Origin of the sequence: Virgibacillus salinus (genome assembly GCF_900102415.1) — a bacterium.
Taxonomy (GTDB): domain Bacteria; phylum Bacillota; class Bacilli; order Bacillales; family Amphibacillaceae; genus Lentibacillus; species Lentibacillus subterraneus.
In genome coordinates, this window is the sequence record NZ_FNKD01000001.1 from 1,309,469 (window position 1) to 1,335,541 (window position 26,073).

The 26,073-nt window shown below is 37.5% G+C and carries 25 protein-coding genes and 1 riboswitch; of the genes, 16 read left to right on the top strand and 9 right to left on the bottom strand.

The window, feature by feature from the left end; all coding sequences use genetic code 11:
* Positions 1 to 193 precede the first annotated feature (193 nt).
* The 5 genes from aceB (at position 194) to BLS02_RS06180 (ending at position 7,888) form a co-directional block, all read left to right on the top strand.
* On the top strand, positions 194 to 1,765 hold the full coding sequence (aceB, locus tag BLS02_RS06160) for a malate synthase A (RefSeq protein WP_092492064.1): 1,572 nt from the start codon (positions 194 to 196) through the stop codon (positions 1,763 to 1,765).
* Positions 1,755 to 3,035, top strand: a complete 1,281-nt coding sequence (aceA, locus tag BLS02_RS06165; protein WP_092492065.1) for an isocitrate lyase — start codon at positions 1,755 to 1,757, stop codon at positions 3,033 to 3,035. Before aceB ends, aceA begins: the two co-directional genes overlap by 11 nt.
* 433 nt (positions 3,036 to 3,468) lie before the next feature.
* A complete protein-coding gene (locus tag BLS02_RS06170) occupies positions 3,469 to 4,659 on the top strand; it encodes a C40 family peptidase (protein ID WP_092492066.1) in 1,191 nt (396 codons plus the stop codon).
* 369 nt (positions 4,660 to 5,028) lie between these two features.
* Positions 5,029 to 5,619 (top strand): nitroreductase family protein, encoded by a 591-nt coding sequence (locus BLS02_RS06175; protein WP_092492067.1) that lies wholly within the window; start codon positions 5,029 to 5,031, stop codon positions 5,617 to 5,619.
* Positions 5,620 to 6,379: 760 nt separating this feature from the next.
* Positions 6,380 to 7,888 carry a BCCT family transporter gene (locus BLS02_RS06180; protein ID WP_092492068.1) on the top strand — a complete coding sequence of 503 codons (1,509 nt, stop codon included), beginning with the start codon at positions 6,380 to 6,382 and terminating at the stop codon, positions 7,886 to 7,888.
* A gap of 38 nt (positions 7,889 to 7,926) precedes the next feature.
* Here the strand turns inward: BLS02_RS06180 and BLS02_RS06185 are convergent, their stop codons facing one another.
* Positions 7,927 to 8,496: a YitT family protein gene (locus BLS02_RS06185; protein ID WP_092492069.1), complete on the bottom strand. Its 570-nt coding sequence runs from the start codon at positions 8,494 to 8,496 to the stop codon at positions 7,927 to 7,929.
* Between the two features lie 97 nt (positions 8,497 to 8,593).
* Between BLS02_RS06185 and BLS02_RS06190 the strand changes: the two genes are divergently transcribed.
* The 4 genes from BLS02_RS06190 (at position 8,594) to BLS02_RS06205 (ending at position 11,589) form a co-directional block, all read left to right on the top strand.
* Entirely contained in the window at positions 8,594 to 9,877 is a 1,284-nt protein-coding gene (locus BLS02_RS06190; protein ID WP_092492070.1) for a hemolysin family protein, read from the top strand.
* 50 nt (positions 9,878 to 9,927) lie between these two features.
* Positions 9,928 to 10,016: riboswitch (guanidine-I (ykkC/yxkD leader) on the top strand.
* Positions 10,017 to 10,069: 53 nt separating this feature from the next.
* A complete protein-coding gene (locus BLS02_RS06195) occupies positions 10,070 to 10,405 on the top strand; it encodes a DMT family transporter (protein WP_092492071.1) in 336 nt (111 codons plus the stop codon).
* A complete protein-coding gene (locus tag BLS02_RS06200) occupies positions 10,405 to 10,719 on the top strand; it encodes a DMT family transporter (protein ID WP_092492072.1) in 315 nt (104 codons plus the stop codon). Before BLS02_RS06195 ends, BLS02_RS06200 begins: the two co-directional genes overlap by 1 nt.
* A gap of 66 nt (positions 10,720 to 10,785) precedes the next feature.
* Positions 10,786 to 11,589 (top strand): VLRF1 family aeRF1-type release factor, encoded by an 804-nt coding sequence (locus BLS02_RS06205; RefSeq protein ID WP_092492073.1) that lies wholly within the window; start codon positions 10,786 to 10,788, stop codon positions 11,587 to 11,589.
* 232 nt (positions 11,590 to 11,821) lie between these two features.
* Here the strand turns inward: BLS02_RS06205 and crcB (BLS02_RS06210) are convergent, their stop codons facing one another.
* From crcB (BLS02_RS06210) to BLS02_RS06235, 6 genes are read right to left on the bottom strand one after another with little or no spacing between them, the layout of a single operon-like run.
* Entirely contained in the window at positions 11,822 to 12,157 is a 336-nt protein-coding gene (gene crcB / locus BLS02_RS06210; RefSeq protein ID WP_092492074.1) for a fluoride efflux transporter CrcB, read from the bottom strand.
* Positions 12,154 to 12,531, bottom strand: a complete 378-nt coding sequence (gene crcB / locus BLS02_RS06215; RefSeq protein WP_092492075.1) for a fluoride efflux transporter CrcB — start codon at positions 12,529 to 12,531, stop codon at positions 12,154 to 12,156. The genes crcB (BLS02_RS06210) and crcB (BLS02_RS06215) overlap by 4 nt, the downstream gene beginning before the upstream one ends.
* Positions 12,532 to 12,534: 3 nt before the next feature.
* Positions 12,535 to 12,948: a Fur family transcriptional regulator gene (locus BLS02_RS06220; RefSeq protein WP_092492076.1), complete on the bottom strand. Its 414-nt coding sequence runs from the start codon at positions 12,946 to 12,948 to the stop codon at positions 12,535 to 12,537.
* A complete protein-coding gene (locus BLS02_RS06225; RefSeq protein WP_092492077.1) occupies positions 12,945 to 13,799 on the bottom strand; it encodes a metal ABC transporter permease in 855 nt (284 codons plus the stop codon). Before BLS02_RS06225 ends, BLS02_RS06220 begins: the two co-directional genes overlap by 4 nt.
* A gap of 16 nt (positions 13,800 to 13,815) precedes the next feature.
* Positions 13,816 to 14,571 carry a metal ABC transporter ATP-binding protein gene (locus BLS02_RS06230; RefSeq protein WP_092492078.1) on the bottom strand — a complete coding sequence of 252 codons (756 nt, stop codon included), beginning with the start codon at positions 14,569 to 14,571 and terminating at the stop codon, positions 13,816 to 13,818.
* 12 nt (positions 14,572 to 14,583) lie between these two features.
* Positions 14,584 to 15,504: a metal ABC transporter solute-binding protein, Zn/Mn family gene (locus BLS02_RS06235; RefSeq protein ID WP_092492079.1), complete on the bottom strand. Its 921-nt coding sequence runs from the start codon at positions 15,502 to 15,504 to the stop codon at positions 14,584 to 14,586.
* 212 nt (positions 15,505 to 15,716) lie between these two features.
* On the opposite strand from BLS02_RS06235, the gene copZ reads away from it, so the two are divergent.
* Entirely contained in the window at positions 15,717 to 15,923 is a 207-nt protein-coding gene (gene copZ, locus BLS02_RS06240) for a copper chaperone CopZ (RefSeq protein ID WP_092492080.1), read from the top strand.
* A gap of 248 nt (positions 15,924 to 16,171) precedes the next feature.
* Positions 16,172 to 17,089, top strand: coding sequence for a proline dehydrogenase family protein (locus BLS02_RS06245; RefSeq protein WP_092492081.1), 918 nt, complete (start codon positions 16,172 to 16,174; stop codon positions 17,087 to 17,089).
* Positions 17,090 to 17,376: 287 nt separating this feature from the next.
* Here BLS02_RS06245 and BLS02_RS06250 read toward each other — a convergent pair whose 3' ends face one another.
* The gene (locus tag BLS02_RS06250) at positions 17,377 to 18,231 is read right to left on the bottom strand and encodes a YitT family protein (protein ID WP_092492082.1); all 855 of its coding nucleotides are present in this window, start codon (positions 18,229 to 18,231) and stop codon (positions 17,377 to 17,379) included.
* A 213-nt stretch (positions 18,232 to 18,444) separates the two neighbouring features.
* Here BLS02_RS06250 and BLS02_RS06255 point away from each other — a divergent pair, with 213 nt between their 5' ends.
* The 3 genes from BLS02_RS06255 to BLS02_RS06265 all read left to right on the top strand — a co-directional run bounded on the left by BLS02_RS06255 (position 18,445) and on the right by BLS02_RS06265 (position 23,946).
* Positions 18,445 to 20,844, top strand: coding sequence for a 3-hydroxyacyl-CoA dehydrogenase/enoyl-CoA hydratase family protein (locus BLS02_RS06255; RefSeq protein WP_092492083.1), 2,400 nt, complete (start codon positions 18,445 to 18,447; stop codon positions 20,842 to 20,844).
* A gap of 19 nt (positions 20,845 to 20,863) precedes the next feature.
* Entirely contained in the window at positions 20,864 to 22,039 is a 1,176-nt protein-coding gene (locus BLS02_RS06260) for an acetyl-CoA C-acetyltransferase (RefSeq protein WP_092492084.1), read from the top strand.
* Between the two features lie 122 nt (positions 22,040 to 22,161).
* A complete protein-coding gene (locus tag BLS02_RS06265; RefSeq protein WP_092492085.1) occupies positions 22,162 to 23,946 on the top strand; it encodes an acyl-CoA dehydrogenase family protein in 1,785 nt (594 codons plus the stop codon).
* A 263-nt stretch (positions 23,947 to 24,209) separates the two neighbouring features.
* On the opposite strand, the gene BLS02_RS06270 is transcribed toward BLS02_RS06265, so the two are convergent.
* Positions 24,210 to 24,614 (bottom strand): VanZ family protein, encoded by a 405-nt coding sequence (locus tag BLS02_RS06270; RefSeq protein ID WP_175559447.1) that lies wholly within the window; start codon positions 24,612 to 24,614, stop codon positions 24,210 to 24,212.
* 304 nt (positions 24,615 to 24,918) lie between these two features.
* On the opposite strand from BLS02_RS06270, the gene BLS02_RS06275 reads away from it, so the two are divergent.
* Entirely contained in the window at positions 24,919 to 25,275 is a 357-nt protein-coding gene (locus tag BLS02_RS06275; RefSeq protein ID WP_092492087.1) for an arsenate reductase family protein, read from the top strand.
* A gap of 75 nt (positions 25,276 to 25,350) precedes the next feature.
* A complete protein-coding gene (gcvH, locus tag BLS02_RS06280) occupies positions 25,351 to 25,734 on the top strand; it encodes a glycine cleavage system protein GcvH (RefSeq protein ID WP_092492088.1) in 384 nt (127 codons plus the stop codon).
* The last annotated feature ends 339 nt before the right edge of the window (positions 25,735 to 26,073 follow it).

A 26,073-nucleotide genomic window follows, 5' to 3' on the forward strand; every position in this document is an offset into this window, starting at 1 on the left:
TAAAAGAGGGGAGGGAAGTACATTGAATAATGCAATCTGCCCGGAATGTGGAAAGCAAATTGACGATCGCAGCTATACATTAGAATGTGATTATTGTCTATCGAAAAGGGAAGAATAAATTTTTTTGGATATATTGTTATATAACAATATATAATTTTAGTTATTGTATTATAACAAGAAAGGTGTGAATTTGATGCTGATGAAAAGTGAAAAAGTACAAATAAATAATCATTGGGGTGATAAATTTGATGAAGTCTTAACAGATGATGCTCTGAACTTTATTGCAAAACTTCATATTCATTTTGAGGAACGTAGAAAAAGGCTGTTGGAACTTCGGAATGAGTTACAGAAAAGCGAACAGGATCTTGATTTTTTATCCGATACAAGTACGATTCGTGAAAGCAATTGGACAATTGAACCATTGCCAACTGATTTACAGGATCGTCGGGTTGAGATCACCGGACCGGTTGATCGAAAAATGGTCATTAATGCACTGAATTCAGGTGCAAAGACGTTCATGGCAGATTTTGAAGACGCAACATCTCCATCATGGGAGAATGTTATAAATGGCCAAATAAATTTAAAGGATGCCATCCGTAAAGAAATCGATTTTCAGGGAGACAATGGCAAAGATTACAAATTAAATGATAGTACAGCAGTTTTAATGGTGCGTCCACGTGGTTGGCATCTTGAAGAGCAGAATCTTACAATCAATGGAAAACCGATTTCTGCTAGTTTAGTAGATTTTGGACTCTATTTTTTTCATAATGCAAAAGAATTGTTAAGGCGTGGATCTGGACCCTATTTTTATTTGCCGAAACTTGAAAATCACCTGGAGGCACGGCTTTGGAACGATGTATTTATTTTCGCACAAAATGAGTTGGTTATACCACAAGGTTCGATAAGGGCAACTGTACTAATAGAAACGATTACTGCGGCGTTTGAGATGGATGAAATCTTATATGAATTACGTGAGCATTCAGCAGGGCTCAATTGCGGCAGGTGGGATTACATTTTCAGCTTTATTAAGAAATTTCAAAGTCATCGCGAGGTTATCTTTCCAGATCGTTCTACTGTAACAATGGATGTTCCATTTATGCGTGCCTATTCCTTACTTGCGATTAAGACTTGTCACAGGCGGAACGCACCGGCAATAGGTGGAATGGCTGCGCAGATTCCAGTAAAAAATGATCCAAAAGCAAATGAAGCGTCATTTCAGAAAGTTCGTGCAGACAAGGAACGTGAAGTAACGGATGGACATGATGGAACGTGGGTTGCACATCCTGGGATGGTTCAGTTTGTAAAAGATATATTTGATAAAGGAATGCCAGAGCCCAATCAAATTTCAAGGAAACGTGCTGATGTAGTTGTTTCACGCGAAGACTTGCTGGAAGTACCTCAAGGAAAAATAACGGAACAAGGAGTGCGGACAAACATAACGGTAGGTATTAAATATATAGCAGCTTGGCTTCAAGGACGTGGCGCAGTTCCAATCAATCATTTAATGGAGGATGCTGCTACAGCAGAAATTTCACGTGCACAATTATGGCAATGGATTCGTCATCCGAAGGGAGTCCTTGAAGATCAGCGGAACGTTACATTGAAAATGATAGATGAAATATTACAAGAAGAATTTAAAGACGAAAATTATAAAGAAGCTTCCAGTTTATTCAGGGATCTTATCGCGCAAGATGAATTCGTGGAGTTTTTAACAATACCAGCATATAAACGATTAATGAAAGGGGAAATTAATAATGGAAAGTAACCGGGTGGAGCAAATTAAAAATGAGTGGGACCAGAATATACGGTGGGTTAATGTAGAACGACCATATGAGGCAGAGGATGTTGTTCGACTACGTGGATCTATAGATATTGAACATACGCTAGCAAAAAAAGGTTCAGAGAAATTATGGAATTTGGTTAATAGTGATAATGGCTATGTGAATGCATTAGGTGCACTAACAGGTAATCAAGCGGTACAGCAAGTTAAAGCAGGATTGAAAGCTATATACTTGAGCGGCTGGCAGGTAGCAGCAGATGCCAATATGTCTGGTCAAATGTATCCGGATCAAAGTTTATACCCTGTCAACAGTGTTCCGAATGTTGTGCAGCGAATTAATCAGGCATTACAACGTGCAGATCAAATTCATCATGCTGAAGGTGATGATTCAATTGATTGGTTTGCACCTATTGTCGCTGATGCGGAAGCGGGTTTTGGCGGGCAGTTAAATGTTTTTGAATTGATGAAGTCCATGATTGAAGCAGGTGCGTCAGCTGTGCATTTTGAGGACCAACTATCATCGGAAAAGAAATGTGGTCATTTGGGTGGAAAAGTGTTGTTACCAACTCAGACAGCAGTGCGGAACCTAATTTCAGCTAGGTTAGCAGCTGATGTAATGGGAACACCAACATTAATTATTGCCCGGACAGATGCAAATGCGGCAGATTTAATCACAAGTGATGTCGACCCATATGATGCTTCCTTCATAACTGGTGAACGGACATCGGAGGGATTTTTCAAAACAAATGCAGGAATCGACCAAGCAATCGCTCGCGGACTTGCTTATGCACCATATGCAGATTTAATATGGTGTGAAACATCAGAACCAAACCTGCAGGAGGCACAAAAATTTGCCAATGCTATTCATGAAAAATATCCTGGTAAACTGTTAGCCTATAATTGTTCACCATCCTTCAACTGGAAACGAAAACTTTCGGAGCAGGAAATGGCCAGTTTCCAAGATGAACTTGCTCAGATGGGCTATAAATTTCAATTTGTAACGTTGGCTGGGTTTCATGCGTTAAACCATAGCATGTTCGAACTTGCCAGAAAGTATAAAGATAATGGAATGGCAGCATATTCTGAACTGCAGCAAGCGGAATTTTCCAGTGAAGAATTTGGATATAGTGCCACACGTCATCAGAGGGAAGTCGGAACGGGATATTTTGATGAGGTGGCTCAGGTAATATCTGGTGGAAAGTCTTCTACTGCAGCGTTAAAGGGGTCAACGGAAGAAGAACAATTTACGAAATAATATTGAGAAGGACACTTTCTTAGGAGAGTGTCCTTTTTATTATGAAATTGTAATAGGGCAAAAGAAGGATAAGGAAATCACAGAAAATGTACCGAGTAAATTTTTCATATATGTCAGAATCAGATGAAAATATGGGTATTTTGCAGTATGGATAGTCATGACTGGTTAAGTATCTGCATTGTTTTTTAGGTTGAATAAAGAGGAATGGCTTGACTGACAGTTACTGGTTCATCTGATTTTATAAGGGATACTTTTTAAATTGAAATACAATTGTAATCTTTCTATTACATTCATGTCATTTTTAGATGATATAATACGAATTACCTAAAAAGGCAGATACATAATTTTAAGTAATTTATCATATTACTACAATTTACTCACAAAATCGAGAAAGAATTTACATAAAGATAAGGGGAAGCGGGGGAATAGAAAGATGAAAAAAACGATCAGTATAATAGCCACAACAGGTGTGGTTATTTTGGGAAGTGCGTTTTTAACTGATTCTGTTCATGCAGAGACACCAGATAATTCACAATCTGAACGTTCAACATTAAATGCCAATCTATCAGAAGCAGAGGAGAAGATAGCCAATGTAATGATAGATTTGGAAGACTTAAACGAAAAAATAGACAGTGTCAACAATGCCCTGGAACAAAATAAGGATAAAATGAGTGAAACTACTAGTGAAATTAAAGATACTAAGGAAGAAATAAATACAATTGAAAATGATGTTAAAAATCTGGAAGAAGATATTGAGGTACGGAATGAGATTTTGAAAAGTCGTATTGTTTCCTACCAGAAAAGCGGTGGGGATGTTAACTATCTAGAGGTAATTTTTGGATCAAAAAGTTTTAGTGACTTGATCGGTCGAGTTTCTGCAGTTACTAAAATAGCTGAATCAGACAATAAGCTTATGAAACAACAAAAGGAAGATATTGGCAAATTGGAAGATAAAAAGGCTTCTGTCCAAGAAAAACTTGACGGATTAAATGATATGAAAGTGGAACTGGAAGGCATGAAGGAAACCATCTTGGCCCAAAAGGAACAAAATGAGGCTGATAAGAAAGAATTAAAAGAAAAAGAGCAGAAACTTAGAGCATTAAAGTCTAATTTGCAGGATAAGAGAAGAAGTCTTGTGACAATCAATCGAGAAGTTGAGCAGCGTTCAGGAAATGTACATAGCAGTTCAGGTTCATCATCAAGTTCTGATGGGGGTAATCTGACAACTCTAAGTAAAAAAGAAGAGAAAGCTCCAAGCGGGAGTCTTAGTGAAGTGATGAATGCCGGGATGCCATATCTTGGAACCCCTTATGTTTGGGGTGGAGGTTCACCAAGCGGTTTTGATTGCTCTGGATTTATATCATGGGCATTCTCGCAGGCTGGAATTTCAGTACCTTCCAGTACTGCTCAATTGCAATATACTGGCAGTAAAGTTTCCTATAGTAATATTCAGCCAGGTGACCTCATATTCTTTAATACTTATAAAACTAATGGTCATATTGGTATATATTTAGGAAATGGTAAATTTATTGGTTCACAAAATAGTACTGGGCTGGCAATCGCAAGTATGAATAACAGCTATTGGAAAAGTCATTTTGCCGGACATGTACGCCGTATAAAATAATTTTAAATTTAAAGATCTATCCTTTGAGGGTAGATCTTTTTTAGTGTCTAGCGAAACTCTAAAATTTAAGTGCTATGGATAACTGGACTACAGAATCAGCCACGTCCAGATCCCACGGATACGGATAAGACGTAATAGTGCCAGTGACGCCACAGGACGTAACTTTCTCACCGGCCAGCGACTAGCGCCCTTTGTTCGAAATAAGAAAGTATAAATCCCTTCTTATTGCATAAGCGCAACCAGACTAGGCAAGAAGCCAAGTTTTCTAATGCGAGCATATTAGTTACAAAAAGTAAGTATGGATTGTATAATGGTTTTCGAAACTATTACATTAACAACAGATATAGAACAGAGGAGGCACACATACCAATGTATGAATTAAAAGAGTTTCGGAAAGCATCTCACGATATAGATCCTATCTTTATTAAGAGATGGTCACCAAGGTCATTTTTAAATAAGGAAGTTCCTGAAGATGTATTGAACACAGTTTTTGAGGCAGCAAGATGGGCACCATCAGCGGCAAATGTTCAGCCATGGCGGTTTGTAGTAGCGCGTACAGAAGCAGATCATCAAAGGTTTCATTCGTTTATCTTTGATGGTAATGTAGCATGGTGCGAAAAAGCACCGGTATTGATAGCTGTCGTTTCAAAAACTGATGCAGAATTTATGGGGGGAGAAAATCCTTCACATGCTTTTGATACAGGTGCTGCGTGGGGCTATCTAGCCTTAGAAGCAGCTCGAAATGGCTTGGCAACACACGCTATGGGTGGATTTGACAAATCAAAAGCGAAAGAAGTATTAAATATACCTGAAAATTATATGGTTCATGCTATTGTTGCGATTGGTTATCAGGGTGAGAAAGAAGACTTGCAGCAGCAATTACAGGAACGAGAAAAACCTTCCGACCGTAACGAAGTGGATACATTCATTTCGGAGGGAACTTTTGCAGAAAAGTTATAACAAACAAAGATGGTCTCCAATATGTGGAGGCCATTTTTACGTATAAACAGTTATGAAATAGGGAGTTTTCTAAAAGATTGTTCTTTTTCCAAGCAGTGAATCTTAGCAGTAGTTGATATAAACTGCGAAGTACTTTTTAAAAAGTTTGAGTGCTATTATGCCGCTACGGAAATACACTTCGCTTTCCGTGGGCGGCTGATGAGCCTCCTCGCTCCTACGTCGCTGCGTAGTCTCATCTAGGCCTCAGCTCCCACAGGAGTCTACGTGTATTTCCTCCGCTGTTGACTGGAGTAGCAATCGCTATAGAAGAAATGTGTGACAGCACTACACTAGTCGGGGTGAGCGGAGGGCGGTGACTACGCGGGAATAGCACGTGTCCGAAGACCCAGCAGAGTGGTTTTCGCAACGGAGGCTGAGGTCGTGCCCTAAGGTGCGCATCCGCCCGTAGCGACCCCGGACGGCGGGACGAAAGTTTATAGAGATTATTCCAGCAGTTAGTTCGCAGTTTATGTTAACTACGAAGATTAGAAAGCAATAAAACTTACGAAAACAGCCTAAATAAAAAATGAAAATAGAACTTTTTCAAGTTCCATTACTTTTGTAAAAAATGTTATTATCTTAAAAAGGAGTTGCTGTAATTAAAATAAGGAGTTTAGAGTTACCCTTTTCGGGTTAAATTACAAATGATATACCTATTTTTCTTCCCTTATTTATTCTCAATCCAATGTTAACAAAATACTATCGTGAGAAAGGAACAATTATGGAAAAACATACATATAAAAACCCTGTATTTTTCGTATCAGCAATTATCGTAACACTATTAGTAATTATGGGTGCTACAATGCCAGTTAAATTTGGAGAAGTAGCAGGTAAACTATTTAACTTTACGACCATCAATTTTGGATGGTTTTATTCTTTGGCTGTATTTATCTTTGTAATATTTTTAGTTGGCCTTTCATTCAGTAAATATGGAAGAGTTCGCCTTGGTGCACCGGATTCTCGTCCTGAATATCCATTTTTCACCTGGATTGGAATGTTGTTTTCAGCCGGATTCGGTGCAGGCCTAGTATTTTGGGGCGTAGCTGAGCCAATGAGTCACTTTTTTTCCACCCCATTTCCAGAGATTCAAGCTCAATCGGAGGAAGCTGCAAGAGTTGCAATGGGCTACGCCTTTTTTCACTGGGGGGTTAGTCAATGGTCCGTTTTCGCTATAGTAGGTCTGGTAATTGCATTTCTGCAGTTTAAGAAGGAAAAGAAAGGTCTTATTTCTACTGCAATCCAACCGGTTGTCGGTAAGAACAAAGGGTTAAGTGGGACTATTGATTCGTTAGCAGTTATTGCAACTGTTATGGGTGTAGCAACCTCTTTAGGGCTCGGTATAATGCAGATGAATGGTGGTTTGAAGAGTGTTTTTGATGTCCCAAATTCAATATGGGTTCAAATGGCCATTGCTGGAGTCATGCTTGTAACATACTTAATTTCGTCCAGTACGGGATTAAATAAGGGGATAAAATGGCTGAGTAATTTAAATTTGGCTTTGTGTTTAGTATTACTAGCATTTGTATTTGCTGTTGGCCCGACAGTTTTCATCTTAAATACATTTGTATTAGGTTTAGGTGATTACATTACAAGTTTTGTCCAATATAGTTTGCGATTAACACCATATTCAGGTGAAACCTGGATCCGTGATTGGACGATTTTCTATTGGGCATGGTCAACGGCTTGGTCACCATTCGTAGGTGCATTCGTTGCACGAGTTTCGAAAGGCAGAACAATTCGTGAATTTGTATTCGGTGTATTAGTAGTTCCACCGTTAATTGCTTGCCTATGGATAGCAGCTCTTGGAGGTACCGCAATTCACAGTGATTTATTTAATGGCACCAAAATAGCTGAAGCTGTAGATGCCGATTTAGCTGTGGCATTATTTGAATCATTTGGTGATTTACCATTTGCGACCATATTATCATTGCTATCAATATTTCTAATCTTTACGTTCCTGGTTACATCAGCAGACTCAGCAACTTATATTCTTGGTAGTATGACATCGAAAGGTAGCTTGAACCCTGCATTAACTGTAAAAGTAATTTGGGGAATACTAATCACTGCCATAGCGGTTGTGCTATTGCTTGCAGGTGGAGGTGGATTGGATGCTTTACAGACTGCATCACTCGTATCCGCACTGCCGTTCACAATTATATTGCTAATAATTGTTGTATCCTTTATTAAAATGATTAAAAAAGAACCGTTACCTAAAGAAAATGATAAATAGAAACAAGTAGCTAAAAGGTATCTTTTAGCTACTTATCGTTATTCAGTATAATACTTTGTAATCGTAAATGTTGTTAATCCAATCATGATTACCATTAAACTTGAAAAAATAATAGTTGTTTCCTGAATGATAATCCAGCCAAACAGTATAACGATGGAATCAATAATCAAGATAATGATCCCCACGTTAAGTGTGGTTGATTTTGCAATCATTAATGCTAAAAGGTCAACACCGCCAGTACTAGTTTTGGTTAATAACATTATTCCGATACCAGTCCCAATCATAAATCCACCTGTAATTGCACTGACTAGTATCGGAGCTGTATCCCATGATGATAATGGATGAAAATAGTCGATAAGAAGTGAGGTTACCAATAAACCATGTAACCCGTTATAGAAATAGGATCGAAAATGAAACCATGCATATATATATAATGGCAGACTTAAAACAATAATTGTAAGTCCTGGTTTAAGCCCAAGGGTGTATTTGGCAATAAGTCCTAACCCAATAATTCCACCGTCTACTAAATGATGTGGAATAGCAAAATAATTAATACCAATTGCTATGAATACACTCCCAGCTAAGATAGATATTATTTTTTTAAACATACTCAAAATCTCACCACATATCTTGTCCATAATTTATCCTTATGAAAAGGTATGTATTAATAGAGTAATTTATCCTTAAAACGTGAGGAGATTCTCAATGACAATTATAAATTTGTTATTAGTAGCTATTTTAATAATGATGACTGCGTTTTTCGTAGCAACCGAATTCGCTATTGTAAAAGTTCGGACAACACGTATTGATCACCTTATTGAAGAAGGAAATAAGAAAGCTGTGCATGCAAGGAAACTGATTAATAATTTGGATGCTTATTTATCTGCATGTCAATTAGGGATAACAGTTACAGCGTTAGGTATAGGTTGGCTCGGTGAACCTGCTGTAGCTAGTCTGTTGCAGCCGATTTTTGACGAACTAGAAATAAATGCGGCGGTTTCACATGGTGTATCAATTGCAATTGCCTTTTTTATCATCACTTTTTTACATGTAGTTGTTGGAGAATTGGCACCTAAAACTATCGCTATACAAAAAGCCGAGGCTGTGACATTATCCTTAGCAAGACCGCTTATTTTCTTTTATAAAGTTATGTACCCATTTATTTGGCTATTAAATGGTGCAGCACGGTATCTTACTAAAATGATTGGTTTTAAATCAATGAATGAACAAGAGGTTGCTCATTCTGAGGAAGAGTTACGATTAATTTTGTCCGAAAGCTACAAGAGTGGTGAAATTAATCAATCAGAAATGAGATATGTGAATAATATCTTTGAATTTGATGAACGTGTTGCTAAAGAAATTATGATTCCTCGTACCGAGATGATCTGTTTCTTTAAAGAGGATAGTTTTGATGAAAATATTAAGGTAATACAGGAGGGGCAATTCACCAGATATCCAGTTGCGGATGGAGACAAGGATCACATTGTCGGCTTGGTGAACTTGAAGGAGATCTTTACTGGTCATATAAATCAGAGTTATGACTCTATTGAAAAGTTCATTCGGCCGATAATTCATGTATCTGAAATCACGCCGATTAAACAAGTATTGGTTAAAATGCAAAAAGAACGTATTCATATGGCGATTGTAATTGACGAATATGGAGGAACAGCAGGACTTGTAACAGTTGAGGATATACTTGAAGAAATCGTTGGTGAAATTCGTGATGAGTTTGATGCTAATGAAAAGCCAATGATCGAAAAAGTAAGTGATGATACAGCAATTGTTGCAGGAAAAGTCCTGTTGGATGAAATTAATTCGTATTTTGGGACAGAACTGGAGGACGATGAAGTTGACACAATCGGTGGCTGGATTATAACTCATAACGTAGATGCTGAAAAAGGATCAGTTGTTGAAGGTGAAGGATATCAATTTATTGTTGAGGAAATTGATGGTTACCAAATAAAAAAAGTTAAAATAATAAAGTATTAGCTTACGTATTTTTTCTAGATTAATTATAAACATGTTTTAATACTTAATTAATAAAAGTTTTCTAGGGTTCCGCAATTATTGGACTGGTCCGAGAGAAGACGCACGAACGTGTACACGGAGGGATAAAAGCCCGGGAGGATATCTTAAAGATGGATATTTTCCGGGCTTTTTTAATTGGAGGAGTTGAGTAAAATGAAACGAAGCTGGAATATTGTATTATTGGCTGGAATTTTTGAGATAGGATGGGTGATTGGCTTAAAGCATGCGTCGAATGTGGGAACATGGGTACTAACTGCCATTGCAATTTATTTGAGTATGCATTTATTAATTATTGCTTCGAGAAAGCTTTCGGTAGGTACTTCATATGCAGTTTTTACTGGAATGGGTACTGCTGGGACAGTTATATTAGAAATTGTGTTGTTTGGTGAGCCATTTAATTTGGTGAAAATCATATTGATTCTGCTATTACTAACTGGTGTTATCGGACTTAAAACAATTACAACTGAGTATGAAGGAGAGGGTTCATAATGAGTTGGATTTTTTTACTAATTGCCGGATTTGGTGAAGTGGCGGGAGTTATGGGCATTAATAAAGTGAATAGGAAGATGAACTTTCTGACATTCGGGTGGTTGTTTGGTGGATTTACAATTAGCTTTATTTTTTTGGCACTTGCAATGGAATCTATTCCAATGAGTACGGCTTATGCGATATGGACAGGAATTGGGACAGCTGGGAGTACTTTAATTGGAATGATTGTATATGGGGAATCAAGGGATTGGCGCCGTCTTTTATTTATTAGCATGGTTCTTTCGGCTGCAGTTGGATTGAAACTGACTTCATAGTATGTTTAATTCTGCCTGATACCGGATAAACGTAAATTAAGAAATTGAAAGGAGTGCCGATATCTAATGAATCTAAATGAGCAAATTAAACAGCTAGAGAAGGTTAGAAAAGACGGTGCAAACAAGGTGTTTTCCATGTATCTGAATACAGATCCTTCTGACCCGGAGCAGCAGGCTGGGGAGTGGAAAATTCATCTTAAAAATGGGTTGCGGAATTTTGAAAGCTATTTAGAAGAAGATGATAACAAAGAAGAACTTAAGAATTTTCAACTGATTAAGCAAAAGGTTGAAAAGTACGTCCATGCTAATGAACAGCATTTTAGAAAGGGCATTGTCTTATTTGCAACCGCTAATGAAGATGTTTGGTATGCAGCACGTGTGCAAATGCGATTGAAGACAGAGTTTTTCTGGGAAGAAACTGCAAAAGTTGATCAACTTAAAGCACTTAATGATAACTTTCCGAAATCCGGAATTATTCTTGTACAGCAAAATCAAATAAAAGTAATGGAAACACACCTTAATGAGATTGAGGATACAATTTACTACGAACTTGATATTAATACAGATGATTGGCGTCAATTCTCAGGTCCACATAAAGCAGACGCATCCATGGGATCAGGTGGTAAAAGTCTGCAACAGGAAAATTTCAAGGATCGATATGAAGCGAACAAACAACGTTGGTATAAAAGTATTGCACCAAAATTAGACAAGAAAGCCAAAGACCGTAAATGGGAGAAGATTTATGTAGTAGGTGAGTCTGATGCATCACACGAACTGGAAGACCAAATGAACAAATCAGCCGATCAAGTTATTCAAAAAAATATGCTTGACCATGATGAAGAAAAGGTTCTGGAAGAAGTATTTAGCTGAGTATGAAATTACGGAATGAGTGTGGAAACATCAACAGAAGAACGGGAACATCAACAGAAGAGCGCGAACATCGACAGAAGAGCGTGAACATCAACAGAAGAGCGCGAACATTAAAAAGTTAATCCGAAATTATTCCGATTATCAAGTTGTGTTAAAATCGGTTCATATATATAAAAGCTGTACCACATATTTAATCGTGGTACAGTTCTTTTAATAGTTTCCTAAATAAGTTTTAGATTAAAAGGTAAACAAACAACACTGATACTGTAAGTGAGCTAAGTACATACCCTATTGCCAGCCAATATCTTTTCTCTAATATGAGCTTTATTGTTTCATTTCCAAACGTAGAAAATGTGGTGTACGCCCCGCAAAAGCCAACTCCTAAAAACACCCATAGCCATTCTGAAATGCTATTATCTAAGTAATATCGAAAAAGTAATGCTAGAACAATGGAACCAGTAATATTAGCAGTCCAAGTTCCAATCAGGCGTTTATTTGCTTTTAATGAAATATAATAACGGGCTATGCTTCCAAGAAAACCGCCGAGTGCAACTAGGATAATATTCATACTCTCACCCGCTTTTTAAATGCCATCTTGAAACCAAGATAACAAAATAGAAGCCCGCCAATAATACTAAGTACTATATAGCTACCAGCTAAAAGGAAGCTACTATTAAACAGCTCAACTGTTTCGACTGCGAAAGTTGAAAAAGTTGTAAACGAACCAATCATTCCAGTTCCAAGTGCTGCAAACACTTCTGGACTCAACTTACGTTTAATGGAATCATGATGAAGTAAGAAACTGAGCAGAAAACATCCAAGCAAATTAGCAATTAAAGTAGCGTAGGGGAAGCTTGTATTTGTCCAAAATAAAATAGATATTCCATATCTCCCTGAGGCGCCTACCATACCCCCGATACCGACAGCTAAATAGATCTTCATCAATTAGGCGTCCTGACACACCGGACATAAACCATAAATTTCAAACTTATGTCCTTCTATTGCATAGTTTCCAAGTGAATTCTGTACCTCATTCATTGGACATACATCGATTTCTTTTGTTTTGCCGCAATCTTTACAAATAAAGTGATGGTGATGATGATGGGTACATGTAATTCTGAAATGTTTTTCCCCGTTCAGTTCAGTAGTTTCCAGAATGCCAACCTCGTCAAATAAATGCAAGTTACGGTAAAGGGTGTCAAAGCTTATTCCTTTATATGTGGGTTCCATGTGCTGAAGTAAGTCTTTTGCAGTTCGATAACCATCAGTTTCATCAAAATAGGCCAAGATGTCTTGACGTTTTGCAGTAGTTTTATAGCCTTGGCTTTTAAGTTTTTCAAGTGCTTCCTGTAACTTCATTCGACTTCCCTCTCTTTTTTCGGAGTATAGGTAAAGCGTTTCAATCCAATTGAAAGCAGTAAAATAACAATCGATACAAGGACAATCGTACCCCCCGGCGGAATACTGAAATAATAGCCGGATATTAAACCTATGATAACAGCTAGCTCACCGAAGACAATGGAATATATAATCATTTGTTTAAAACCACGAGCAATTCGCATGCTTGCTGCAACAGGCAATGTCATTAATGCTGATACGAGTAGGACACCAACAATTCGTATCGATGCGGCAATTACTAATGCGGTCAGAACAATAAAAAGTAAATGAATCCGTTTGGAATGAATTCCTGAGACGATTGCATGTTCTTCATCAAATGATAGGGTGACAAGTTCTTTATAAAATAACCGAATCACTAGAATGATAACAATGGAAATTGCCAGGATAGAATAAAAATCATTTTGACTTACTGCAGATACAGACCCAAATAAATAATTGAAAAGCTCTGTATTAAAACCATCTGCAAGTGAAATAAATATAACACTTAGACCGACACCACCAGATAAAATAATTGGAATTGCCAGTTCTTGATATGCTTGATACACGCCTCGTAGCTTTTCAATAAAAATTGAACCAAGTACGGAAAATGCCATCCCACTATACAATGGAGTAATAAGTCCGGCTGCGAACTTTTTCTCTATTAATAGACCAAATGCAATACCGGCTAAAGTTACATGTGATAACGCATCAGCGATAAGGGAAAGACGACGGACTACAATGAAAGTACCAAGCAGTGGTGCGATGATTCCAATTAATAGTCCGGTTAAAAATGTGTTTCGCAAAAAGTCGTATTGTATAAAATCAGCTAGCATATTCTTTCCCCCAACGTTAATGATCGTGTGTAACTATATTTACTGGATGACCGTAGAACTGTGATAAATCTTTCTCTGATAACGATAAATACTCTTTAGGATTTCCATGAAAATGCAGTGTTTTGTTCAAGCAAACAATATCTGTCGCATGCTCAGTCATTGTTCCAGTGTCATGCGTAACAAGGAGTAAAGTAATGTTCTGTTCGTTATTTAACTGATGCAATAGCTCGTAAAAACGCTGCACATTTTCATAATCGACACCAACAGTAGGTTCGTCAAGAATGAGTAACTCCGGGTCACTAACTAATGATCGGGCAATAAAGATGCGCTGTTGCTGACCACCTGAGAGATTACCGATATTCTCATAAGCGTATTCCCCCATACCCACTTGGTCAATGGTATGCAAGATTTTCTTTTTATGTTTTGTAGTGAAAAACTTCAAATATCCGACTTTTGCAGTCAGTCCCATTGAGACAACTTCAAAAACAGTTGCTGGAAACCCCTTGTTGAATGAATTGGATTTTTGAGATACAAAGCCAATTTTATCCCATGCTTTAAACTTATCAATTGGCTGGCCGAAAAGGTCAATGGAGCCACTATCCGGTTTTAGTAGTCCAAGAATGAGCTTAATTAACGTTGTTTTTCCCCCGCCATTTGGTCCTACTAACCCCATAAAAGAGCCTTGCGGAATTTCAAAGTTTATATTACTCAGGACACTTTTATTTTCATATGCATATTCAATATTTTTCATAGAAATGATTGGTTCATTCATAGGGGAATCCTCCTAATTTGTAGCTTTATCAAGTACTTCAAGGTTTTTGTTCATTAAAGATAGATAATCTGCTTCATTTTCAATATCCTCTTCGTTTAATACAGAAAGGTTATGGATGTACAATGCTTCTGCACCTATTTGATCCTGAATAATTTTGGAAACTTTATCAGAGCCACTTTGTTCAAAAATAACATAATTTAACTTTTTCTCTTCTGCCAGGTCAATAATTTCGGTTAATTCTTTTTGTGATGGTTCGTCACTCGAAGACAATCCACTTATAGCAATTTGCTCGATGTCATAACGCTCTTCCCAATATCCGTATGCTGCGTGTGATACGAGGATCTCCTTTTTGACTTTTGGTTGTAGTGTTTCTTCAAAACGTTTATCTAATGCTAATAGATCTTCTTTTAGATCATTAAAGTTTTTTGTATATGCCTGTTTATTTTCAGGATCCATTTCGATAAGCTTGCCTTTAATATAACTGGACATTTTAAGCATACGCTTTGGATCTAACCAAATGTGAGGATTACGATCGCTGTGGTCATGTTCAGTGTTATTATTTGCATCTTGATGAAATAATTCTTCTTGTGACCCTATTTCAATCAATCTAATATCCTGGGAATCGAGTGCAGATGCAGCAGTTTCAGCAAATCCTTCCATCCCTGCACCGAGGTAAATGAATGCATCTCCGTCTGCTATAGTCGTCATTTCTTTGGAGGTAGGTTCATATGTGTGCGCATCAACACCTGGAGGATAAATCGATTTTATATTTACCGTTTCGCTGCCAATTCTTTCAACGGCATACTGTATTGGATAAATTGATGTGTATAGTGTTAAATCATTGTTATTTTTAGAATCAGAGGAGGATGAGCATCCTGACGCAATGATTCCTATAATAGTAATTAAGATAAATGCGTAATGTGTTCTTCTCATGAATTTAACCCTCTCATTTATAGTTTGTTATATTATATTATCGTAATGATTACGATTTGTAAATAGGAATGATTTCGATTAGTGATGAGGGATCAATTAATTGTAAGAAAAGTAGTTAAAAGTTATTATATTTATATAGGACAATAATCCTATGGTAATTCCCAATTCTAGATATTAATTTTAATTTGCTCAATTATTAGGAGGTTATTTATATGCAGATTACTTTAGAGGTAAAAGGAATGACGTGTGGACACTGTGAAAGTTCAGTAAAAGGTGCTTTGGAAGAATTAGATGGAATTACTGGTGTGGAGGTTAACCTTGGATCTGGGAAAGTCGACGTAACCTACGATGATGCAAAAGCTAGCGTAGCTGATATGCGGGAAGCAATAGAAGACCAAGGCTATGATATAGTAGCATGAGATATGAGCTGTATTCCTTAAAATGGAATTCAGCTTCTCTTATATAATTGCTTACAATATAGCGGAAACTGGATTTACTATCCATAAAAGCGAGAAGAAACGAAATAAATCGATTAATTTCGCCAAAAAAGGCTGAAATCACTCATAAAACGTAAAAAATGATACTCTTTTCAAGAAATACATGATATGATATTAATTGTGCACAGAATATGTAATACAGAAAATTTTTTTAGTTGGGGGTAATCAGCGTGGAACAACTTATGCGTAACTTCTTCTTATTTTTATCAAAAAATAAAACGCTTACAAAATTGGCGAAAAAATACGGGTTCAAATTTGGTGCATCCCGTTTTGTTGCAGGTATAGATATTGATCATGCAGCAAGAAAGATCAAGGAAATAAACAATGATGGATTTGTCGTTACGATCGATCATCTTGGAGAGTTTGTCGATAATGAGCAAGAGGCTAAAGAATCTGCTGATGAATGTATTAATGCAATAAAGAAGATTGCAGATAAAGGTTTGGATTCTGAGTTGTCTCTAAAACTGACATCACTGGGACTGGATATATCGGAAGAATTAGTAATGGATAGTTTGCGAAAAATTCTTGATGCAGGTAAGCAGCATAATGTAACCGTGACGATTGATATGGAAGACTACGAACGTTGTGGCAAAACATTGGATATTTTCAAAGAATTGCGAAGTGAGTATGAAAATATTGGTACAGTATTACAGGCGTACTTATATCGTACAGAAGAGGACTTACAAGATCTTGATGAATATAATCCGTATCTTCGTCTTGTAAAAGGGGCATACAAAGAGTCACCTGAAGTCGCTTTCCCTGATAAGAAAGACGTTGATGAGAATTATAAAAAGCTAATTAAAATGAATTTATTAAATGGTAATTACACTGCTGTTGGAACACATGATGATGCAATTATCGATTATGTGAAACAACTGGAACAAGAACATAATATTCCACGTGAACAATTTGAATTTCAAATGTTGTTTGGTATTCGGATTGAATTACAGAACAGGCTGAGAAAACAAGGATATAAAATGCGTGTATATGTGCCATACGGTAAAGACTGGTACGGTTACAACATGCGTCGCCTGGCAGAACGTCCGGCTAATGTAATGTTTGTCTTAAAGGGTATCTTTAAAAAATAATAGATCAATTAAATCCCCCGTATCAGATTGGATACGAGGGATTTTATATAATTTGTCGCTATTGATATAACTTCAACATAACATACGCTCCAGAAATACACTACGCTTTCCGCGGGCGACCGTCGAGGCTCCTCGCTAACCAAAACCATTCGCTGTGGGATCTTGACCTGGCCGCTGTTCCCGCATGAGTCTCCGTGTAGCATTGCAACATAATTTAAATGCATCATCTGTTATTTTAATAACTAAATAACTATATCTGCTGCTAATTGCTATAAAGAAGCCATTTTTTAAAACTTCTGCCCATAATATTTATCCAGCGAAAATCCTCGTCCCAGTACTTCTGATGCATTAAGGAATATGACAAAGGATGTTGGTACCTCTTTTTGCAATGTTTTTTTCAGTTGAACTGCTTCTTGTTGTTCAGTAACACAAAGAATCATTGTTTTATTTTCATTTGAATAGCCGCCTATAGTTCGAACCTTAGTTAATCCACGATCTATCCGTTCTCCAATAAGACCTTGGATTTTGTCTTCATCTTCAGTGATAATCAGAATTAATTTGGATGCAGATGTGCGTAATTGAACGATGTCAATTGTTTTACTTGTGACATAAATACACATTAAAGCAAAAAGTGTAAGCTCCAGATTAAACACGATAATAGAAGATACAACAACAAACCCATCTACAATTAACTGAGAGTACCCACTTGATAGTCCAGTAAATTTCTTTACAACTTGAGCAATTGCGGCGGTACCACCGGTAGATCCATTTCCTTTATAAACAGTTCCAAGACCGGCACCTAAAACAATACCACCATAGATTGCGCCTAGTAGCGGGTTGTTAATTGTGTAAGGAAAATCAGCACTTAGGAAAATAACAAAAGGTACCCAAAATGTTCCTAATAATGTCTTCCAACTAAAATCTTTACCCATTGCAAGCCAGCCGATTATAAAAATGGGAAGATTAATTAAAAACTGCGTGTATGCAGGACTTAATTCGTATAGTTCAAAAAGAATTGTACTTATCCCGGAAATACCACCGGCTGCTAGTTTTGAAGGTAATAGGAATATATTATATGAAAGTGCGACGAGTGAAGCACCAATAACAATTTGTAAGTATTCGGTTACAAGTTTCTTGTTCATAACTGTCAGGTCCTTTCTGTATATGAAGCCTTTAATAGTTTAACGCAGTTTCACAAGTCATTAAAGCCAAAATAGAAAAAAATATACTCTTTTTTTATTGCGAAATATCAGAATATAATTTATACTAATAAATAGATGGATAGGAGACTATCTTTTATTTTTACAGTTAAAAATGAATGAGTATTCATTCAAATGAAGATAGGGGGACAAAACATGAAGCAAACAATCAAGCGTGCTGCAGTGTTAGGCTCAGGTGTTATGGGGTCTGGAATTGCTGCCCACTTGGCTAACGTTGGAATACCGACAATTATGCTCGATATTGCACCAAAAGAGTTAACAAAAGATGAAGAAAAGAAGGGCTTAACACTAGAGGATCGCGCTGTACGAAATCGTATTGCTGCACAAAGCAAAAAAGCGCTGCGTAAACAAAATCCATCACCAATTACCTCAACAAAAAGTCTTGACTTAATCGAAGTTGGCAACATGGATGATGATATGGAAAAATTGGGAGATGTAGATTGGGTTATTGAAGTCGTTGTGGAGAACCTGGATATTAAGAAGAAAGTATTTGCAAATGTGGATAAATATCGTAAAGAAGGAAGTATTATAACTTCCAATACTTCAGGTATTTCGGTAGAGGATATGGCTGCTGATTGCTCAAAGGATTTTCAAAAGCATTTCCTTGGGACACACTTTTTCAATCCGCCACGCTATTTGAAATTGCTTGAGGTTATTCCGACAAAACACACAGATCCAGAAGTACTGGAATTCATGAAAACGTTTGGTGAAAATGTGCTGGGCAAAGGTGTAGTTGAAGCAAAAGACACACCAAATTTCATTGCCAATCGTATCGGTACATATGGATTGCTTGTGACAGTGCAGGAAATGTTAAGAGGCGGGTACAGTGTTGGTGAAGTAGATTCTGTTACCGGGCCAATGATTGGACGTCCAAAAAGTGCTACATTCCGTACATTGGATGTTGTTGGTTTAGATACATTTATTCACGTTGCTAAAAATGTTTACGATCAAGTTGAAGGTGCAGAAAAAGAAGTATTCGATGTTCCTGATTTTATTTTGAAAATGCAGGATAACGGCTGGCTTGGTGCCAAGAGTGGCCAAGGGTTTTTCCTTAAGAAAAAAGGGAAAGACGGAAGTACAATCTATGAATTGAATCCGGAAACACTAGAATACGAGGATCGTAAAAAGCTAAAAACTGCTGCTACGGAAACGGCGAAGCAGGAAAAAGGATCTCGTCGTAAATTGAAAGCGCTTGTATCAGCCAAAGGCGACCGAGCAAGTGACTTGGTATGGTCAATAATGAAGCCAGTTTTAATTTATTCTGCAGAGCTTACAGGCGAAATTGCTGATGATATCGTATCAATTGATCAGGCAATGAAATGGGGATTCGGCTGGGAAATTGGTCCATTTGAAACATGGGATGCAATTGGCTTGCGTAAATCTGTTGAACGGATGCAGGAAGAGGGCGAAACAGTACCTGAATGGGTGCTTGAGCTACTGGAAAATGGAAACGAGTCCTTCTATAAAACCGAAAATGGCAATGTTTATTACTATGATAACGGTGAATACAAGCAACAGAACTTTAATGAAAAAGAGATTAATTTAAAGCGTTTAAAAGATGTTAATGGGGTCATTAAAAAGAATACGGGAGCAAGTTTAATAGATTTAGGTGATGGTGTTGCAGGACTGGAATTCCATTCACAAAGTAATGCAATCGGTCTTGATATCATCCAAATGGTAAACTTTGCAATTGAAGAAGTAGGAAGAAATTATAAAGGACTTGTAATTGGTAATCAAGGTAAAAATTTCTGTGTTGGCGCGAACCTTGGTATGATGCTAATGGAAGCTCAAGACGATAATTTCTTTGAATTGGACATGGTTGTCCGTCAATTTCAAAAGATGGCGATGAATATTAAGTATTCAGAAAAGCCAGTTGTAACGGCACCATTCAATATGGCGCTTGGTGGAGGTGCTGAAGTTTCATTGCCGGCAGCTTCTATCCAGGCATCTCCTGAAACCTACATGGGTCTTGTTGAGTTTGGAGTCGGATTAATCCCAGGTGGCGGCGGAACGAAAGAACTTTATCTGAAAGAACTTCGTAATCTGCCAGAGGGAGTAGATCTTGACCTGACAAAAGTAGCGAACGATGTTTTTGAAAAAGTAGCGATGGCTAAAGTATCAACTTCAGCCGCTGAAGCTCGTGAAAATGGATTTTTGAATAGTAATGATGCTATTAGTGTAAATCCGGATCACTTGTTACACGATGCAAAAGAAAAGGTATTGGCGCTAGCTAGTGCCGGCTATCAAGCACCGAAACGCGAAAAGATTCCTGTAGTAGGCGAAGCTGGATATGCAGCAATGCTATTGGGTGCAAAGACATTGCGATTTGGCGGATATGCATCAGATTATGATGTGAAAATTGCTGAAAAACTTGCCTATGTCTTATCAGGTGGACGTATTAAAGAAGGAACGTTAATTGATGAGCAGGTAATGCTTGATTTAGAGCGCGAGGCTTTCTTAAGCTTAATTGCTGAGCCAAAAACACAACAGCGTATGCAACACATGTTATTAAAAGGAAAACCACTACGTAACTAATAGAAGAGGGGGAAGAAATGTGAAGGAAGCAGTAATTGTTGCAGGTGCAAGAACCCCTGTAGGAAGAGCAAATAAAGGATCCCTGGCAAATTCAAGACCAGATGATTTAGCAGCATTAACAATAAAAGAAACATTGAAGCGTGCAGGGAATTACGACGGAAATATTGATGATGTGATTATTGGATGTGCGATGCCAGAAGCAGAACAGGGTATGAATATGGCTCGTAACATCGCTGGTCTGGCAGGACTAAGAAATGATGTGCCAGGAATTACAATCAACCGCTATTGTTCATCAGGTTTACAAAGTATTGCATATGCAGCAGAACGTATTATGGTTGGTGCAAGTGACTCGATCATTGCTGGTGGTGCAGAATCAATGAGCCTGATCCCAATGGGTGGTCATGTTATTAAGCCAAACACAAAGCTTGTCCAGGATGCACCAGGATATTATATGGGAATGGGTCACACGGCAGAAGAAGTAGCAAATCGCTTTGGTATTTCCCGTGAAGACCAGGATGCTTTTGCTGTACAAAGTCATGAACGTGCTGGCAAGGCAATACAAGAAGGTAAATTTAAGGATGAAATTGTCCCGGTAGAAGTGACAAATCGAGTTGTTGGCGAAAAGAATAAAATTGAAGAAAAGAAATTCATGTTTGAAATGGACGAAGGGGTCCGTCCTGGAACAACTAAGGAAGTATTGGGAAAACTTCGCCCAGCGTTTAACGTAACAGGTTCTGTTACAGCAGGTAACTCTTCGCAAATGAGTGATGGGGCTGGTTCCGTACTTCTGATGGACCGTGATAAAGCAAATTCAGAAGGGTTAAAGCCGCTTGCTAAGTTCCGTTCGTTCGCAGTAGCAGGAGTAGAACCGGAAATTATGGGTGTTGGTCCTGTTGAAGCAGTACCAAAAGCTTTGAAAATAGCTGGTCTTGAGCTATCTGATATCGGATTATTCGAGTTAAATGAAGCATTCGCATCACAATCTGTTCGAGTAATCCAGGCACTTGATCTAGACCCGAACATTGTAAATGTAAACGGTGGAGCAATTGCGCTGGGCCATCCGCTTGGCATGACAGGTACAAAATTGACGTTAAGTCTTATTCATGAAATGAAACGCCGCAACGTACAATATGGTGTCGTAACAATGTGTATCGGTGGTGGAATGGGCGCTGCTGGAGTATTTGAACTACTATAAAATTGCTAGCAATGCCGTAGTTCGCTGCAGATTCGCCGGACTTCATAATTTTATCTATCAGAAGTAAGCAATAAGGGCGCACAAATTATGGCGCCATCCAATAATGGAAAGGAACGATTCTAATGAGTGAAACAAAAGAGAAAATTTTTAAGGGTGGAGCATTTTTAACAGAAGATTTAACAGGTGAAGATGTCATCACACCAGAGGATTTTACTGAAGAACATAAAATGATTGCAAAGACAACAGAAGACTTCGTATTAGGCGAAGTCGTACCGAAAATTGATAATCTGGAAAACCATGAATTTGAACATTCAGTAGATTTATTGAAAAAGGCTGGGGAACTAGGATTGCTTGGTTCTGATGTTCCAGAAGAATATGGAGGTCTTGCACTAGACAAAATCAGTTCATCACTAATTACCGAGAAGTTCTCACGTGCTGGTGGATTCTCGGTAACACACGGAGCTCATGTTGGTATCGGTTCATTGCCAATTGTATTCTTCGGTAATGATGAGCAAAAAGAAAAATACTTGCCAAAACTTGCCACAGGTGAATTATTGGCTGCTTATGCATTAACCGAACCAAGCTCTGGTTCAGATGCAATGGGAGCAAAAACAACTGCAAAATTAAATGACGCAGGTACACACTATATTTTAAATGGTGAGAAACAGTGGATCACTAACTCAGCATTTGCGGATGTTTTCATTGTTTATGCAAAAATTGATGGCGAACATTTCTCAGCATTTATTGTTGAACGTGAATTCCCTGGAGTATCAACTGGACCAGAAGAAAAGAAAATGGGTATTAAGAGCTCGTCAACTCGTACATTGATTCTGGAAGATGCAGAAGTACCAGTTGAAAACCTATTAGGGGAAAAAGGCCGTGGTCATGTTATTGCATTTAACATCCTGAACGTTGGCCGCTATAAGCTTGCAATTGGTGGTGTAGGTGGATCAAAACGTGCACTTGAGGTTGCAACAAAATATGTGAATGAACGTAAGCAGTTTAATACGCCAATTTCAAGTTTCAGCCTAACACAGGAAAAATTAGCAACAATGGCAACAAGAACCTATGCGAACGAAAGTGCTGTATATCGTACAGTAGGATTATTTGAACAACGTATGGGTGCTTTGTCGGATGAGGAATTAAAAGATGGCCGTGAAGTTGCTAAGGCAATTGCAGAATATCAAATCGAGTGCTCCATGAATAAATACACTGCAACCGAATGTCTTGATTATGTAACAGATGAAGCTGTTCAACTACACGGTGGGTATGGCTTTATGGAAGAATATGAAGTTGCGCGTGCATACCGTGACTCAAGAATTAACCGTATTTTTGAAGGAACAAATGAAATTAACCGGTTAATCGTTCCTGGAACATTGCTGAAAAAAGCAATGAAAGGTGAATTGCCATTACTTCAACAAGCGCAGAGTCTTCAGGAAGAACTAATGATGATGATGCCTGAAGAAGTTGGCGATAAAACGTTAGAACAGGAAAAATATCTATTGAAAAATGCGAAGAAAATGGTATTGCTTGGTGCTGGGCTGGCAGCTCAGAAATATGGGAAAAAGCTTGAAAATGAACAGGAGATTCTTGTAAATCTTGCCGATATGACAGCTGAAGTATATAACATGGAATCAGCAATTCTTCGTACAGAAAAAGCTATTACTAAGTCTGGAGAAGAAAAGAATAAACAAAAACTTCTTTACACACAAGTATATGTGCAGGAAGCATTTAATCGCATTGAGGCAGATGCAAAAGAAACTCTAATTGCTGTTGAATCAGGCGATACTCTCCGTATGATGCTTTCATCATTACGTAAGCTGACTCGTCACACGCCAACAGATGTGATTGGGAAAAAACGTGAAATTGCTGCTAAGATAATTGAAGAAGAAAAATATCTAGTCTAAAAATAATTAACCACCCTCTACATTTATTGTGAGGGTGGTTTTACATTTGGCAGTTTCTTAAGAGATTGTTGTTCCCGAAGGAGTCACCGTGTATTTCCTCTGCTGGGTATGGTCACAATATCCTGGAAAGATGGATTAAAACAAGATTTTAACGATTCCAGCTGCGTAGTCAGAGAGCCACACTTAGTACTACATAGGTTACTCTAGTTTCTGTCGTAGAAATAATTAACTGTTAGAATAAGTAAAAAGTTATTAAAAGAGCCTTACTTTTTCAACCTAATAAAAAATAATCCAATTTTCATAAGTGCAAATCCTATAATAACGCCGGTTGTGTTTAATATAAGATCATCAACGTCGAAACTTCTTGAAAGGACATTGAGTAAAGAAAGAACAAGTTGTGTTACTTCAATAGTTAAAGATGTTCCAATACCTATTAGAAACATCTTTTTAAAACTAATTTTGCTGTTTACTAATACAAGCAATATTCCCATTGGAACAAATACAACAGTATTTCCTAATAGATTAACAGAAGCAACGGATATCTCGCCTTGGAAGAATAAAAATAAATAATTTTCAATCGTGTTAAATGGTATCAGATTTATGCCAACCCAATCACTTCGAGTAGCATCTGTAGAAGGAAACACTGTCAGATAAAGTAAACTTTCCATATAAATAATCCACAAACTGTAAATGAATTCTTGGTATAGGACAATTTTTCGATCGGTTTTCCTTAAAATTATGAATCTTATAGAAATGAAAATGACAAGGGATAGGAGGATAGAGTATACCGGTAAAGCGTTTATATAATGCATCGATTATTCCCCTTATTAACTAATCTGCCAGTATTATAGCACATTAGCCAATCATATAAATCTTTTGTAGGAAGTCTTTGAAATTTCACAATTTCATCGACCGACCTTCATTATATTTGCTATAATAAAATTAACATCTGAAATTGTTAGGAGGGATGAAGTGGGATTAACGTTTTATTGGTATCCAAATTGCGGAACTTGTAAAAAGGCGAAGAAATGGTTAGACGAGCATGAAATCGACTATACTAGCATACATATTGTGGACGAGCCACCATCAAGTGATCAGCTTCAGAGCCTAATTGCAAAGAGTGGATTACCACCCAAAAAGTTTTTTAATACGAGCGGCAAGAAATATCGTGAATTAAATATTAAGGATAAAATTAAAGATGCGACTACTGAAGAAATGGCTGATATTCTGGCATCTGATGGTATGCTAATTAAGCGACCAATTACAACCGACGGAAAAAAAGTGATTGTTGGATTCAAGGAAGAAACCTTCACTGAAAGTTGGCTTTAATAAAAGTAAAAATGCTAGAAAAAAGTCCATATACCTAGTATAGTAATATTGCAATTAATTAACGGAGGGATTTAGATGAGCTTACCAAAAGACTTATTATATTCAGAAGAACACGAATGGGTAAAAGAAGAAGATGGTAATGTACGTATTGGGATTACAGAATTTGCACAATCCGAATTAGGGGATATTGTATTTGTTGAACTTCCCGAAGTAGGTGAAGAGGTTGAAGTAGATGAGCCATTCGGCAGCGTTGAATCTGTTAAAACGGTTTCCGAGTTGTACGCCCCAATCAGCGGAAAAGTTGTAGAAATCAATGAAGAATTAGAGGATAGCCCTGAATTTGTTAATGAATCACCATATGAAAAAGCATGGATGGTTGTTTTGGAGCCATCTGACGATTCAGAACTAAATAATTTACTATCTGCTGAGCAATATCAGGAAATAATCGAGGAAGATTAATCCTATTAATAAGGCTGACTGCACACTGCGATCGATCTTGTGAAGTCGGTCTTTTTTATTGCTATAATGTAATTCACAACGAAATTGTAGTGTACGTGATTTTAATGTGATTTATGGTGTGAATTAAGCGGAATGTGAATCACACAAACCGGTAAAGTGAATCGTGGTTCCGCTAAATGGGTGAAAAAGCCGTCTTAGAAGGTTGAATCGGTTTCTGGTTCCGTTATTTACCTAATAACTTTGAAAAATATGGCTGAAAAGGGTAAATAGCGGAATGAGGATTACATAACACGACCAAAATAGGCGTTTTTAAGGAAATAACGGAATGAGGATCCGCCA

Bases quoted from the DNA above. Each gene is read 5' to 3' on its own strand.
- BLS02_RS06170 (WP_092492066.1), top strand. From the start codon at position 3,469: ATGAAAAAAACGATCAGTATAATAGCCACAACAGGTGTGGTTATTTTG.
- BLS02_RS06185 (WP_092492069.1), bottom strand. From the start codon at position 8,496: ATGTTTAAAAAAATAATATCTATCTTAGCTGGGAGTGTATTCATAGCA.
- BLS02_RS06190 (WP_092492070.1), top strand. From the start codon at position 8,594: ATGACAATTATAAATTTGTTATTAGTAGCTATTTTAATAATGATGACT.
- aceB (WP_092492064.1), top strand. From the start codon at position 194: ATGCTGATGAAAAGTGAAAAAGTACAAATAAATAATCATTGGGGTGAT.
- BLS02_RS06225 (WP_092492077.1), bottom strand. From the start codon at position 13,799: ATGCTAGCTGATTTTATACAATACGACTTTTTGCGAAACACATTTTTA.
- BLS02_RS06205 (WP_092492073.1), top strand. From the start codon at position 10,786: ATGAATCTAAATGAGCAAATTAAACAGCTAGAGAAGGTTAGAAAAGAC.
- BLS02_RS06230 (WP_092492078.1), bottom strand. From the start codon at position 14,571: ATGAATGAACCAATCATTTCTATGAAAAATATTGAATATGCATATGAA.
- BLS02_RS06255 (WP_092492083.1), top strand. From the start codon at position 18,445: ATGAAGCAAACAATCAAGCGTGCTGCAGTGTTAGGCTCAGGTGTTATG.
- gcvH (WP_092492088.1), top strand. From the start codon at position 25,351: ATGAGCTTACCAAAAGACTTATTATATTCAGAAGAACACGAATGGGTA.
- copZ (WP_092492080.1), top strand. From the start codon at position 15,717: ATGCAGATTACTTTAGAGGTAAAAGGAATGACGTGTGGACACTGTGAA.
- BLS02_RS06200 (WP_092492072.1), top strand. From the start codon at position 10,405: ATGAGTTGGATTTTTTTACTAATTGCCGGATTTGGTGAAGTGGCGGGA.
- BLS02_RS06180 (WP_092492068.1), top strand. From the start codon at position 6,380: ATGGAAAAACATACATATAAAAACCCTGTATTTTTCGTATCAGCAATT.
- BLS02_RS06235 (WP_092492079.1), bottom strand. From the start codon at position 15,504: ATGAGAAGAACACATTACGCATTTATCTTAATTACTATTATAGGAATC.
- aceA (WP_092492065.1), top strand. From the start codon at position 1,755: ATGGAAAGTAACCGGGTGGAGCAAATTAAAAATGAGTGGGACCAGAAT.
- BLS02_RS06195 (WP_092492071.1), top strand. From the start codon at position 10,070: ATGAAACGAAGCTGGAATATTGTATTATTGGCTGGAATTTTTGAGATA.
- BLS02_RS06270 (WP_175559447.1), bottom strand. From the start codon at position 24,614: ATGGAAAGTTTACTTTATCTGACAGTGTTTCCTTCTACAGATGCTACT.
- BLS02_RS06175 (WP_092492067.1), top strand. From the start codon at position 5,029: ATGTATGAATTAAAAGAGTTTCGGAAAGCATCTCACGATATAGATCCT.
- crcB (WP_092492074.1), bottom strand. From the start codon at position 12,157: ATGAATATTATCCTAGTTGCACTCGGCGGTTTTCTTGGAAGCATAGCC.
- BLS02_RS06250 (WP_092492082.1), bottom strand. From the start codon at position 18,231: ATGAACAAGAAACTTGTAACCGAATACTTACAAATTGTTATTGGTGCT.
- crcB (WP_092492075.1), bottom strand. From the start codon at position 12,531: ATGAAGATCTATTTAGCTGTCGGTATCGGGGGTATGGTAGGCGCCTCA.
- BLS02_RS06220 (WP_092492076.1), bottom strand. From the start codon at position 12,948: ATGAAGTTACAGGAAGCACTTGAAAAACTTAAAAGCCAAGGCTATAAA.
- BLS02_RS06265 (WP_092492085.1), top strand. From the start codon at position 22,162: ATGAGTGAAACAAAAGAGAAAATTTTTAAGGGTGGAGCATTTTTAACA.